Source organism: Streptomyces sp. adm13(2018) (assembly GCF_008042145.1).
In the GTDB taxonomy this organism is placed as follows: Bacteria; Actinomycetota; Actinomycetes; order Streptomycetales; family Streptomycetaceae; genus Streptomyces.
This window is the reverse complement of the sequence record NZ_RDBH01000013.1, coordinates 29498-42738: the sequence shown is the minus strand read 5'-3', so window position 1 is coordinate 42738 and position 13241 is coordinate 29498. Positions and strand designations below refer to the sequence as shown.

Below are 13241 nucleotides of genomic sequence, written 5' to 3'. Positions count from 1 at the left end.
GAACCGTGTGGAGCCAACACGTCGAGCCCACTGACGCCCTGGGGGGGTCTGTGCAGCAGGGGGAATTAGTCAGTCCGTTTCCATCGGCGCCGGGGCGCCTGGACGACGGACCGATCAGCCGGACGACGATCGACTGGGAGCAGCGCTACCGCCGAGCCGTGATCGTCAGCGACACCGTGGCCACCGCCCTGGTGGTGGCGTCGATCGGGGGCTTCTTCGGGGCGCGTGACGCGGCGAACTGGCACGAGAAGTGGCGGATCCTGGCGTTCGCCACCGAGTTGCTGGTGCTGGGGGCGCTCGCGGTGAGCAGGGCCTGGGCCCCGGCCGTCCTCGGACAGGGGGCGGAGGAGTTCCGCCGGCTCGGCCGTTCCCTGGGCACCGCCGCGGTCGTCCTTGCGCTGGGCGGGATAGCCCTGACCTCGCGCAACATCAAGCTCTGGATCTTCGTCGCGCTGCCGGTGATCGCGCTGGTCACGATGACCGAGCGGTATCTGCTCCGCCTCTGGCTGCACCGGCAGCGCATCGAGGGACGGTGTCTGCGCCCGGTGCTCGCCGCCGGCAGCCCGTCCACCGTGCGCGACCTGATCGCCCGCACCCGGAAGTTCCCGCACCTCGGGTGGCGGGTGGAGGCGGTGTGCACCGCCGGGGGCCCCGGGCCCGACACCGACCAGGTGGACGGCGTGCCGGTGGTCGGGGAGCTGTCCGACGTGGCGGGGCACGTACGCCGGGACGGCTACCGGGTCGTCGCGGTCACCCCGGACCCGCACTGGTCCCCCGACCGGCTCCAGCGGCTGGCCTGGAACCTGGAGGGCAGCGACGCCGAGATGGTCGTGGCCCCGGTCCTCATGGAGGTGGCCGGCCCGCGGCTGCACGTCGACGCGGTCCTGGGCATCCCGCTGCTGCGGGTCAGCATGCCGGCCTTCACCGGCGGCCGCAGGGCGGTCAAGGAGATCGTCGACCGGTTGGGCGCGGCGGCCCTGCTGCTGCTGTTCGCCCCGCTGATGGCGTTCGTCGCGCTGCTCGTCGTGGTCGACAGCCGGGGCGGCGCGGTCTACCGCCAGCGCCGGGTCGGCAAGGACGGCCGCGAGTTCACCATTCTCAAGTTCCGCACGATGGTCGTCGGCGCCGACGCGGCACGCGCCGAGCTCGCCCACCGCAACGAGGGCGCCGGCCTGCTGTTCAAGATGCGCCGCGACCCCCGGGTCACCCGGGTGGGAACGGTGCTGCGCCGCTACTCGCTCGACGAACTGCCGCAGCTGTTCAACGTGCTCACCGGCGCCATGTCGCTGGTCGGACCCCGGCCCCCGCTGCCGGAGGAGTCCGCCGCGTACGAACCGGACATCCGGCGGCGTCTGCTGGTGAAGCCGGGACTCACCGGGCTGTGGCAGATCAGCGGGCGCAGCGACCTGTCGTGGGAGGAGGCGGTCCGGCTGGACCTGCGGTACGTGGAGGACTGGTCACTCGCGCTGGACACGGTGATCTTGTGGAAGACACTCCGCGCGGTGATCCATGGGCAGGGGGCCTACTGATGCGCGGGGGGCGTCGTCGGGTCGGTTCGGGGACGGCAGGCCGCAAGGGCCTGCCCAGGGGGAGGAACAGGGCATGAGAGTCAGCGTTTTCGGGCTCGGCTACGTGGGCTGCGTGTCGGCCGCGTGCCTGGCCAGCCTCGGACACGAGGTCATCGGCGTGGACGTGAACCAGGTGAAGGTCGACCTGGTCAACGACGGCAAGGCGCCGGTCGTCGAGGAGCGGATCGGCGAGCTCGTCGCCGACATGGTGGGGAGGGGTGCGTTACGCGCCACCCGGGACGTCCGTGAGGCGATCCTGGCCAGCGACGTGTCGCTGGTCTGCGTGGGCACGCCCTCGGAACCCAACGGCAGCCTGTGCACGACGTATCTGGAGCGGGTCACCGAGGAGATCGGGGCCGCGGTCGCCGAGCGGGGCGGGCGGCAGACGGTCGTGTTCCGCAGCACCATGCTCCCGGGGACCTGCCTCGACCTGCTGGTGCCGATCCTGGAGAAGTTCGCCGGCGGCACGGCCGGGGTGGACTTCGGCGTCGCGGTCAACCCGGAGTTCCTGCGCGAGGGCACCAGTGTGCGGGACTTCTTCGACCCGCCCAAGACCGTCATCGGCGAACTCGACCGGGAGAGCGGCGACGTGGTCGCCTCGCTGTACGACGGTCTGCCCGGCGAGGTGTTCCGGGTGCCGGTCCCGACGGCCGAGGCGATCAAGTACGCCGACAACGCGTTCCACGGCCTCAAGATCGGCTTCGCCAACGAACTGGGCGCGGTGTGCCGGGCCCTCGGGGTCGACTCGCACCAGGTGATCGACGTCTTCCTGGCCGACCGCAAGCTCAACATCAGCCCCGCCTATCTGCGGCCCGGCTTCGCCTTCGGCGGCTCCTGCCTGCCCAAGGACCTGCGCAGCCTGGTCCACGCGGCGCGGCGGCACGACGTCTCGGTGCCCATCCTCGCCCACGTGCTGGCGTCCAACGCCGACCACCTCCAGCGCGCGGTGGACCTGGTCGAGCGCACCGGGAAGCGCCGGGTCGGCCTGTTCGGGCTGTCCTTCAAGCCCGGCACCGACGACCTCCGCGAGAGCCCGCTCGTCGAGCTGGCCGAGCGGCTCTTCGGCAAGGGCTACGACCTGCGGATCTACGATCCCAACGTGAACCTCTCCCGCCTGCTCGGGGCGAACCGCGAGTACATCGAGACCCGGCTGCCGCACCTCGCGCAGCTGCTCGCGGACTCCGTCGACGAGGTGCTCGACCACGCCGAGGTGTGCCTGGTCGGCACCGGGGACCCGGCCGTCCTGTCGGCACTCCCCCACGGCGACACCCCGGTGATCGTCGATCTCATCCACCTTCCCGACGCCGACGAGCGACGGGCCGAACCGGGGTACGTGGGCCTTGCTTGGTGACATGACCGGGGGCGCCGGGCCGACCCGGCGCGCGCTGATCCTGGTGGAGAACCTGTCGGTGCCGTTCGACCGGCGGGTGTGGCAGGAGTGCACGACGCTGCGCGACGCCGGGTGGGAGGTGCACGTCATCTGCCCCCGGGGCGAGAAGCGGGACACCGAACCGGAGGCGGTGATCGACGGGGTGCGGATCCACCGCTACCCCCTGCGCGCCGCCACCGGCGGTCCGGCCGGCTATCTGAAGGAGTACGGCACGGCGCTCTGGCACACGCTCCGGCTCGCCCGCGCGGTCGGCCCGGTCGACGTCGTCCACGCCTGCAACCCGCCGGACCTGCTGTTCCTGCCGGCCCGCTGGCTGAAGCGGCGCGGGGCGCGGTTCGTCTTCGACCAGCACGACCTGGTGCCGGAGCTGTACCTCTCCCGGTTCGACCGGGGCGAGGACCTGCTCTACCGCGCCGTCTGCGCGCTGGAACGGATGACCTACCGGGCCGCGGACGTCGTCCTCGCCACCAACGAGAGCTACCGGGACGTCGCGCTGCGCCGCGGGGGCCGGCGGCCGGAGGACGTCTTCGTGGTGCGCAGCGCTCCCGACGTCGACCGGTTCCACCCCGTACCGCCCGAGCCGGAGCTGAAGCGCGGCAAGCCCCATCTGCTGTGCTACCTGGGGGTCATGGGGCCGCAGGACGGCGTCGACTACGCGCTGCGGGCGCTCGCGAAGCTCCGCGACGAGCTGGGGCGGACCGACTGGCACGCGGTGTTCGTCGGCTCCGGCGACGCCTTCGACGCGATGGTCCGGCTGTCCCGGCAGCTGGGGCTCGCGGACCAGGTGGAGTTCACCGGGCGCATCCCGGACGCCGACCTGGCCCGTTACCTGTCCACCGCGGACGTCTGCCTCTCCCCCGACCCGCGCAATCCGCTCAACGACGTGTCGACCATGAACAAGGTCCTCGAGTACATGGTGATGGGCCGGCCGATCGTCTCCTTCGACCTGCGGGAGGCCCGGGTCTCCGCGGGCGACGCCGCCGTGTACGCCCCCGCCAACGACGAGGGCGCGTTCGCCGGGCTCGTCGCCCGGCTCCTCGACGACCCCGAGGAGCGCGCCCGGATGGGGAAGACCGGCCAGGAGCGGATCGGCGGGGAACTCGCCTGGCGGCACTCGCAGGAGCAGCTGCTCGCCGCCTACGCGGCCGCCTGTCGCGACCACTCCCCCGTGTCGGCGAACGGCCCGGCCCGGACGGGGAGAAGGCCGCGTCGTTGAGCGAAGACACCATACGTCTGGCCACGATCGGACGGATCCTCCGCCGTCGTGGGCGGTTCCTCACCATCCTGGCCGTGGCGGGGGCGCTCGTCGGCCACGGCACCTCCCTGCTGCTCCCGCCGCGGTACACGACCTCGGCGTCGGTGCTGCTGCCCGGGGCGTGGGAGGAACGCGAACTCCTCACCCAGGCGGAGATCGCGACCAGTTCCGTGGTCGTCGACCGCGCGGCGACCAGCCTCGGCTGGACGGGCGTCGACGGCGCCGAGCTGCGCGACCGGGTGACCGCCGAGGCGGCGGACGGCAACATCATCAAGATCTCCGGCACGGCCGACACCCCGGAGCGCGCCCAGCGGCTGTCGGACACGGTCGCCGACCAGTTCGTGATCTTCGCCGCCCAGATCACGGGCGTCCACAGCGACCCCGCGGCGGCGAAGCGGCCCGAGGAGCTGCGGCAGCTGGTGACCAGGACCACCCGCCGCATCGACGAACTGGCCGACGAGGCCGGTCCGGGAAAGAGCGTGGAGAGCGTGCAGACCCGCACCGAGCTCTCCAAACTGCGCACCACGCTCCAGGAGGCCGTGGACAAGCTGGAGCAGGCCGGCCCGGCGAAGGACCGGCCCGACATGGTCGTGATGGGCCCCGCGGCCCGGCCCGCCGGCGAGGCACCGCCGACGCGGGTGCAGCTCATGGTGGCCGGAGCGCTGCTGTTCGTGCTGCTCGCGGTCGTCTGCCACCTGGCCGCCGCGCGGGTCGGACGGCGGCTGCGGACCGGGGCGGACGTCACCGCGGCGCTGGGCTCGCCCCCGCTCGGCAGCGTCGACGTCCCCGGCGGCCGGTCCGCGGGCCGCTCCGGCGGGGGCTCGCGCGCCCTGATCCGCCGGCTCCTCGGCATCGACGCCCGCTGGGACGTCCCCGCTCCGGTGGCCTCCGGCGACGAGGAGAGCCGGCGGATCCGCTACCGGCGGGTGGGCGCCCGCCTCCGGGACCGGCTGCCGTCGGGACGGCTCCTCGTCGTCGTACCGGAGGGCGACGAGACCGCCCGGCGGGCCGCCGAGCAGCTCGCCGCGGAGGCCGGGAACGAGCCCGCCGACGGCGCCGCGCACCGCGAGACCCTGGTGCTGCACGTCGTCGACGTGCCGGTGTCCCGGCCCATGGTTCCGGACCGCGGCACCGAGTCCGGCGCCCTGATCGTGGTCGGCGCGGGCAGCTGGACCGCCGGGGACCTCACCGGCATCGCCGAGGCCTGCGCGGACGCCGGGCACGAGGTGCTCGGCACCGTCCTGGCCGGCACGGTCTGGACGCGTCCGAAGCGCGCCCCCGGCCGCTCCCGCCGGGCGCCCGCTCCGGCGGCCGCCGTGGGCGCCGGTACGAAGGGCGGTGCGGCATGACGACGCGTACGGCCTCCGAGCCGACGGGCGGTGCGGAGTGACGACACGTACGGCCTCCGAGCCGACCGGCCCCGCCCCCCTCCTCGACCTCCAGGTCCTGGTGGTGGCGGTCCGCAGACGACGCCGCCTCTGGTCCTCCGTGGCGCTCGTGGGCATGCTCCTCGGCGGGGCGTCCGCGGTCCTGCTGCCCCCGCCGCCGACCGCGACGACCAAGCTCCTGGTGGCGCACCAGGAGGACCAGCCGAACGATCCCGGAACCCTCATACGGACCGACGCCGCGCTGCTCCGGACCACCCGGATCGCCGACCAGGCCCTGCGGGCCCTCGGCTCCCGGGAGAAGTCCGAGGACTTCCTGGAGGACTACGAGGCCGTCGGGCTCACCAACAACCTGCTGCGGATCGACGTGGCGGGGGCGACCGAGGCGGAGGCCGTGGCGCGCGCACGGGCCCTGGCCGACGCGTTCGTCGCCGACCACGTCCGGCGCATACGGCAGGCGGCGGACGCTGAGGCCAAGGCGCTCCTCGACCAGCGCGACCGGCTCCGCAAGGACCTCGCCGAGGTCGACCGGACGATCGGGGAGGGATCGCAGGACGACGGGCCGAAGGTGTCGGCCAACCGCGAGTCCCTCTTCGCCCGCCGGGCCGAACTCACCTCCCAGATATCGGACTTCGGACGGCGTGCCGCGGAGGCCCGGATCGGCACGCCCCGGCTCGTCTCCGGCACGCAGATCGTGGACGCGCCCCGCCTCGTCCGGCACTCGCTGCCCAGGACCGCCGCCACGAACGCGGGGATCGGGCTGGCCCTCGGGCTCGCGCTCGGGCTCGGGGTGGCGGCGGTGGGCGCCGTGGTGGCGGACCGGCCTGTGCTGCGCCGGGAGATCGCGGGGCACCTGGGTGCCTCCGTCATCGCCGAACTGCCCGGCCGGTCGCCGCGCTGGTGGCGCCGGCAGCGGGTCCGGGCSGCCCGGACCCGGCTCGCCGCCTCCCTGGCGCGCACCGTGCGCGGCTCGTCGGAAACGGTGTCGCTGCTGGAACTGGGCGCCGCCCGCGCCACGATCGGGATCGCGCGGGACCTCGCCGGGGAGCTGGCGGCGGACGGCCCGGTGGCCGTCCTCGACGGACTGCCCGGCCAGCCGCTCACTCACCGGGGCCGGCGGCAGGAAGACCTCACCGTGGTCGGCGCCGGGGACGCCTCCTCGGTGCCGCACCAGCAGCGCAGGCTCGGCCTCGGCTCGGTGGCGCCCGGCACGGCCTGGGCCGACCTCCAGCACCTCGGCACCCGGACCGTCCTCGTGGTCCGCGCGGGGCACGGCAGCGCCGCCTGGCTGCACACCGTGGCCCGTCACCTGGCCGACCAGCGGATCGCGGTCGTCGGTGTGGTGCTGATCGACCCCGATCCGGGCGACCGGACCGACGGAACGCTGTGGGAGGGGCCGCAGGCCGCGCCGCGCGAGGAGACGGATCCGCCGGCCCGGCGGAACGGAACGGGCCGGCGGCGGACGGAACGGCTGCCGATGTGGGCGGCACGGGTGGCGGACGACGACCAGGAGGGGCGGTAGGACATGTGTGGCATCGCAGGCACGTACCGATGGCCGGACGGGAAGGTCGTCACCGACCGGCTCACCGAGACCCTCGCCCACCGCGGCCCCGACGGGGCCGGCCGGTACAGCCACCGCGCCGGTGACGGCGAGGTGCACCTGGGGCACCGCCGGCTGGCCATCGTCGACCTGTCGGAGACCGGCGCCCAGCCGATGGTCTCGGACGGACTGGTCCTGACGTACAACGGCGAGCTCTACAACGCGCCCGAGCTGCGCGCCGAACTCGCGGCCTCCGGCGTGCGCTTCCGCGGCACCTCCGACACCGAGGTGCTCCTGGAGGCGTGGCGGCGCTGGGGCACGGACTGCCTGCCCCGGCTGCGCGGCATGTTCGCGTTCGGGGTCTTCGACGAGCGCACCGGGGAGCTGGTCCTCGCCCGCGACCAGCTCGGCATCAAGCCCCTGTTCCTGCTGCGGCGCGGCGGGGGCCTGGTGTTCGCCTCCGAGCTGAAGGCGCTGGCCACCGCCACCGGCGGCACGCTGGAGGTGGACGACGCCGCGCTGGTGGCCTCGCTCCTCTACTACTGGGTGCCGGACTCGCGGTGCGCCTTCCGCGAGGCGGAGAAGCTGCCGCCGGGGAGCTGGATGCGGTTCCGGCCCGACGGCGGGGTGCAGCGCGGCCGGTACTGGCACCTGCGGGAGGTCGCGGCCGAGGGCCGGGAGCGGGCGGAGAGCGGCGAGCTGCCCGACATCGCCGCCGTCGTCGAGGAGTCGACCCGGCGCCACCTGATGGCCGACGTGCCGGTGGCGACCTTCCTCTCCGGCGGTCTCGACTCCAGCTATCTGACCGCGCTGGCCGCCCGCGACCGGCCGGGGATCTCCGCCTACACGATCGGGTTCCGGGCCGAGGACGCCCGGTTCGAGGCGATGCCGGACGACCTCCGGTACGCCCGGCAGGTGGCCGAGCGGTTCGGTGTCGACCTGCACGAGATCGAGATCGCCCCGGACGTGCTCGACCTGCTGCCGCGGATGACGTACCACCTGGACGAGCCGATCGGGGACCCCGCCGCGATCAACACGTTCCTGATCTGCTCGGCGGCCCGGGAGGCCGGGGTGAAGGTGATGCTCTCGGGGATGGGCGCCGACGAGCTGTTCGCCGGCTACCGCAAGCACCTGGCGAACCTGATCGCGCTGCGCTACCAGCGCGTCCCCGGCCCGCTGCGGCGCGGCCTCTCCTCGGCGGTGGACCGGCTGCCGGTCGCCTCGGCGCGCCGCGGGTACCGGTCGGTGCGGTTCGCGAAGCGGTTCCTCTCCTTCGCGGACCTGCCGGAGGAGACCGCGTTCCGGCGCAGCTACACCATGTACGACCGGGAGGAGCTGCTCGGCCTGGTCGACCCGGACCTGGCGGGGACGGTCGGGGACGTGCTGACGGAGCACGCGGACGTCTACGAGGACAACGACCTCGACGACTTCGTGAACCGGATGTGCCTGGGGGACGCCCGGATGTTCCTGCCGGGCCTGAACCTCGCGTACACGGACCGGTCGAGCATGGCCGCGTCGACGGAGGTACGGGTGCCGTACGTGGACGTCGAGGTGGTCAGGGCGGCGTTCGCGGTGCCAGGCGACCGCAAGATCGTGGGCCGGCAGGGCAAGGCCGTCCTCAAGGAGGCGGCCACCACGGTCCTGCCGAAGGAGATCGTGTACCGGCCCAAGGGCCTGTTCAGCGCCCCGCTGCGGGCCTGGATGAGCCGGGACCTGGCGCCGCTGGTGCGCGAGGTGGTGAACGACGGCGTGCTCGTCCGGAACGGGTTCCTGCGGCGTGACGCGCTGGCGCGGATGGTCGCCGAGGACGCCGCCGGCCAGCGGGACTTCTCCAAGCATCTCTGGCACGTGCTGACCCTCGAGTACTGGTATCGCGGCGCGACCTCCGGGTCCGGCCGGGATACGCACGAGAAGGCTTAGAAACAAGGGGACTTCGGTGAAACAGGTTGTACAGAACTACAAGAGCGGTGAGCTCGCGGTGCTCGACGTGCCGGTGCCGGGATGCAAGCCGGGCGGTGTGCTGGTCCGCACCTCCTACTCGCTGATCTCGACCGGGACCGAGCTGATGAAGGTGTCCGAGGCCGGCATGTCGATGCTGGGCAAGGCCCGTTCGCGTCCGGACCAGGTGGCGAAGGTCATGCAGAGCGTGGCCACCAACGGGTTGCCCGCCACCTACCAGAAGGTGATGGGCAAGCTGGACTCGTACACCCCGCTGGGCTACTCGCTGTGCGGGGTGGTGGAGCAGGTCGGCCCCGGGATCGACGACGTGAAGGTCGGCGACGTCGTGGCCTGCGCCGGCAACGAGCACGCCCTGCACGCCGAGTTGAACTGGGTGCCGAAGAACCTGTACGCCCGGGTGCCGGAGGGTCTCGCGCCGCGGCACGCGGCGTTCGGCACCGTCGGGGCGATCGCGATGCAGGGCGTCCGCCGCGGCGAGCCGCAGCTCGGCGAGGTGGCCCTGGTCATCGGTCTGGGACTGATCGGGCAGCTGGTCGTGCAGCTGCTCGCCGCCGCCGGAGTCCGGGTCGTCGGCGTCGACCCCGACCCGGCGCGCTGCGAGCTCGCCGAGCGGCTGGGCGCCGCGGCCTGCGGCGATCCCGACTCCTCGGCCGTCGAGGCGGCCGTCGCCGAACTCACCGACGGCCACGGCGTGGACCAGGTGTACCTGGCCGCCGGCGGCGGCAGCAACCAGCCCGTGGAGCTGGCCGCCCGGCTGTGCCGGGACCGCGGCCGGGTCGTCGACATCGGCAAGTGCCGGCTTGACCTGCCGTGGAACGCGTACTACGAGAAGGAGCTGGACGTCCGGTTCTCCCGGTCGTACGGTCCCGGGCGCTACGACCCGGAGTACGAGCTGGAGGGGCGGGACTACCCGATCGGCTACGTCCGCTGGACCGAGCGCCGCAACCTGGCGTGCTTCCTCGACCTCGTGTCCCGGGGCAGTGTCGACGTGGAGCCCCTGGTGTCGCACGTGGCCGACTTCGACGACGCCGTCGACACGTACACGCGGCTGAAGGACGGCGAGCTGAAGGCCGTGGCCGTGCTGTTCCGCTATCCCGAGGACGAGGACCGGGCGCGGGCGCCCGAAGTCACCGTGCCAGCGGTCCGGCGCGGCGGTGCGACATCCGCCACCACCCGGTCGGCGCGGACGCCGGTGCGGCTCGCGTTCGTCGGCGCGGGGAACTACGCCACGTCGATGCTGCTGCCGCACCTGGCCCGGCGCGAGGGCGTCGAGCTGTCCACCGTCGTCACGACGACGGCGCTGTCCGCGGCCAACGCGCAGCGCAAGTTCGGCTTCGCCGAGGCGACCACCGATCTCGACGCCGTGCTCGGCGACCCGTCCGTCGACGCCGTGTTCGTCGTCACCCGGCACAGTTCGCACGCCGAGCTGACCCGCAAGGCGCTGCTCGCCGGCAAGGCCGTGTTCGTGGAGAAGCCCCTCGCGCTGACCGAGGACGAACTGGCCGGTGTGCTGGCGGCGGTGGAGGAGTCCGGGAACGACCGGCTCCAGGTCGGCTTCAACCGGCGGTTCGCCCCGATCCTCCAGGAGGCGAAGGCGCAGTTCGGCGTCCGGACGGGCCCCGCGCAGCTCCGCTACCTGGTCAACGCCGGGCAGCTCCAGCACGGCAGCTGGTACCTCCGGCAGGGCACCGAGGGCTCGCGTTTCGCCGGCGAGGGCGGGCACTTCATCGACACGGCGAGCTGGCTGCTCGGCGCCGACCCCGTCTCGGTGTACGCGGTCGCCTCCGCCGGCAACGACGACCTGCAGGTCGTCCTGGGCTACCCGGACGGGTCCACCGCGACCGTCGGCTATGTGACCACCGGTCCGTCCAGCTTCCCCAAGGAGACGCTGGACCTGGTCGCGGACGGCAAGGTGCTGCGGCTCGACGACTTCGTCCGCGCCTCGGTCTACGGAAGCCGCCGCTGGGTCAGCTCGCGGCTGCCGCAGGCCCGGAACAAGGGCCAGAACGCGGAGCTGGCCGCGTTCGTCAAGGCGGTGCGGACGGGCGGGCCGATGCCGGTGCCGCTGGAGTCGCTGGTGGCCACCACCTCGGCCACCCTCGCCGTGCGGGCGTCGCTGGCGAGCGGCACGCCGGTGGCGCTGGCGGGGGCGCGATGAGCATGAGCGCGGGCTGGTACCTCCGGCGGCTGTCACGGATGGGACCGGAGGAGGTCGGCGGGCGGGTGACCGACGCGGTGCGCCGGCGGCGCTGGCGCTCGGCGCTGCCGGAGTGCCCGGACGCGACCGGCGCCCGGTTCACCGCCGTGCTGCCCGCCGGGACCCTGGCCTCGGTGCCCCCGGACGCGGCCAAGCGCCTGGTCGCGGAGGCGGACCGGCTGATGGCGGGGCACGCCGAGTTCTTCGGGGTGCACCGCGACGACCTGGTCGACCCGGACTGGTGGTACGACCCCAAGACCGGCCGCCGGGCTCCGTGGGGGTACGCCTTCGACGTGCCGTACCGGCGGGAGGAGGTCGTCGGGGACATCAAGCAGATCTGGGAGCCGTCCCGGCACCAGTACCTCACCGTGCTCGCCGCCGCGTACGCGGTCACCGGGGACGACCGGTACGCCGAGCGGGTGGCCCGGCACCTGCGGCTGTGGTGGGCCGCCAACGCCCCGCTGCGCGGCGTGCACTGGATCAGCGGCATCGAGCTCGGCATCCGGCTGCTCTCCTGGGTGTGGGTCCGGCGGCTGCTCGACGGCTGGCCGGGGGCGGCCGCGCTGTTCGAGGACAACCCGGTGGCGCGGAAGCAGATCTGGCACCACCAGCGCTGGCTGGCCGCCTTCCCCAGCCGGGGCTCCTCGGCGAACAACCATGTGATCGCGGAGGCCGCCGGGCAGCTCGCCGCGGCCTGCGCGTTCGACTGGTTCCCCGACTCGGCGCGCCGGCGCGCCGACGCGATGCGGACGCTGGATCGGCACCTGCGGAGCAACACCTTCGGCTCGGGCCTCAACCGCGAGCTGGCCTCCGAGTACCACGGGCTGGTGCTCGAACTCGGGCTCGCCGCGGTGGCCGAGGCGGACGCCGCGGGCGTGCCGGTCCCCGCGACGGTGCGGCTGGTGCTGCTGCGGATGACCGACGCGCTCGCCGCCGTCGTCGACGGCCGGTTACGGCCGCCGCGCCAGGGGGACGCGGACGACGGACACGGTCTGGTCCTGGACGGCGCGGGCACCGACCGCTGGGGCTCGCTGCTCGCCACCGGGGACGCCCTGTTCGGCCGCCTCGACTGGTGGCCGGAGGTGACCGGCACCGATGTGCGGACACCGCTGCTCGCCGCGCTGGTCCGGCCGTACGCCAAGGGCGGAGCCGCGCCCAGGGTGACCCGTCCGGCCCGCCGGCCGGGCCACTTCGCCGACGCGGGCATGACCATCCTGCGCGGTCCGGGGGAGATCTGGTGCCGCTGCGACGGCGGCCCGCACGGCTTCCTCTCCATCGCCGCCCACGCCCACGCGGACGCGCTGTCCGTGGAGGTGCGGCACGACGGCGTCGACGTGCTCGCCGACCCGGGAACCTTCTGCTACCACGGGCAGCCGGAGTGGCGGCGGTACTTCCGGTCGACCCTCGGTCACAACACCCTCGAACTGGGCGGCGCCGACCAGTCCGTGTCCGGCGGCCCGTTCCTGTGGACCCGGCACGCCCGTACCCGGGTGCTGGTCGCCGACCCGTCCGGCGCGGAGACCGGGGGGACGGCCCGCTGGTCCGCCGAGCACGACGGCTACCCCGGTTCCGTCCACCGCCGCCGGGTGGAACTGACCGGCGCGAGCCGTGAGCTGCGCGTGGTGGACGAGGTCCGCGGCGACGGCGGGACCGTGCGCCTGGCCTTCCACCTGGGACCGGCGGTCTCCGCGGAGCTGACGGGGAACCGGGCGGTGCTCACCTGGACCCGGGACGGCGAGGACCGCTCCGCGGTGCTCGACCTGCCCGAGGAGCTGTCGTGGCGTGCGCACCGCGGCGAGAGCCACCCGCCGCTGGGCTGGTACTCCGCCGGCTTCGGCCGCAAGGAACCCGCCACCGCACTGATCGGCACCGGCTTCGCCGACGGCGTCTCGGAGTTCACCACCGTGCTCGGGTTCCACGGCTAGGCGGGGGCGTGGGGAGGAGGAC

Annotated in this window: 8 protein-coding genes; all 8 read left to right on the top strand. The window is 73.9% G+C overall.

From position 1 onward, the window contains the following. Positions 1 to 50: 50 nt before the first annotated feature. The 8 genes from EAO70_RS01225 to EAO70_RS01190 all read left to right on the top strand — a co-directional run bounded on the left by EAO70_RS01225 (position 51) and on the right by EAO70_RS01190 (position 13219). Complete coding sequence (locus EAO70_RS01225) at positions 51 to 1529, top strand: sugar transferase (protein ID WP_148001176.1); 1479 nt, start codon at positions 51 to 53, stop codon at positions 1527 to 1529. Positions 1530 to 1602: 73 nt separating this feature from the next. Then, positions 1603 to 2919 (top strand): nucleotide sugar dehydrogenase, encoded by a 1317-nt coding sequence (locus EAO70_RS01220; protein WP_148001175.1) that lies wholly within the window; start codon positions 1603 to 1605, stop codon positions 2917 to 2919. A 1-nt stretch (position 2920) separates the two neighbouring features. After that, positions 2921 to 4174, top strand: coding sequence for a glycosyltransferase family 4 protein (locus EAO70_RS01215; protein ID WP_148001174.1), 1254 nt, complete (start codon positions 2921 to 2923; stop codon positions 4172 to 4174). Continuing rightward, complete coding sequence (locus tag EAO70_RS01210) at positions 4171 to 5562, top strand: polysaccharide biosynthesis protein (protein WP_148001173.1); 1392 nt, start codon at positions 4171 to 4173, stop codon at positions 5560 to 5562. The genes EAO70_RS01215 and EAO70_RS01210 overlap by 4 nt, the downstream gene beginning before the upstream one ends. A 37-nt stretch (positions 5563 to 5599) precedes the next feature. Beyond that, positions 5600 to 7120 carry a Wzz/FepE/Etk N-terminal domain-containing protein gene (locus tag EAO70_RS01205; protein WP_148001172.1) on the top strand — a complete coding sequence of 507 codons (1521 nt, stop codon included), beginning with the start codon at positions 5600 to 5602 and terminating at the stop codon, positions 7118 to 7120. A 3-nt stretch (positions 7121 to 7123) separates the two neighbouring features. Beyond that, positions 7124 to 9058, top strand: a complete 1935-nt coding sequence (gene asnB / locus EAO70_RS01200; protein ID WP_148001171.1) for an asparagine synthase (glutamine-hydrolyzing) — start codon at positions 7124 to 7126, stop codon at positions 9056 to 9058. A gap of 16 nt (positions 9059 to 9074) precedes the next feature. Next, positions 9075 to 11255, top strand: a complete 2181-nt coding sequence (locus tag EAO70_RS01195) for a bi-domain-containing oxidoreductase (protein ID WP_148001170.1) — start codon at positions 9075 to 9077, stop codon at positions 11253 to 11255. Continuing rightward, positions 11252 to 13219 carry a heparinase II/III family protein gene (locus tag EAO70_RS01190; RefSeq protein WP_148001169.1) on the top strand — a complete coding sequence of 656 codons (1968 nt, stop codon included), beginning with the start codon at positions 11252 to 11254 and terminating at the stop codon, positions 13217 to 13219. The genes EAO70_RS01195 and EAO70_RS01190 overlap by 4 nt, the downstream gene beginning before the upstream one ends. Positions 13220 to 13241: the final 22 nt, after the last annotated feature.

Coding starts and splice junctions, on each gene's coding strand:
- EAO70_RS01215 (WP_148001174.1), top strand. CDS start 2,921: ATGACCGGGGGCGCCGGGCCGACCCGGCGCGCGCTGATCCTGGTGGAG.
- asnB (WP_148001171.1), top strand. CDS start 7,124: ATGTGTGGCATCGCAGGCACGTACCGATGGCCGGACGGGAAGGTCGTC.
- EAO70_RS01220 (WP_148001175.1), top strand. CDS start 1,603: ATGAGAGTCAGCGTTTTCGGGCTCGGCTACGTGGGCTGCGTGTCGGCC.
- EAO70_RS01190 (WP_148001169.1), top strand. CDS start 11,252: ATGAGCATGAGCGCGGGCTGGTACCTCCGGCGGCTGTCACGGATGGGA.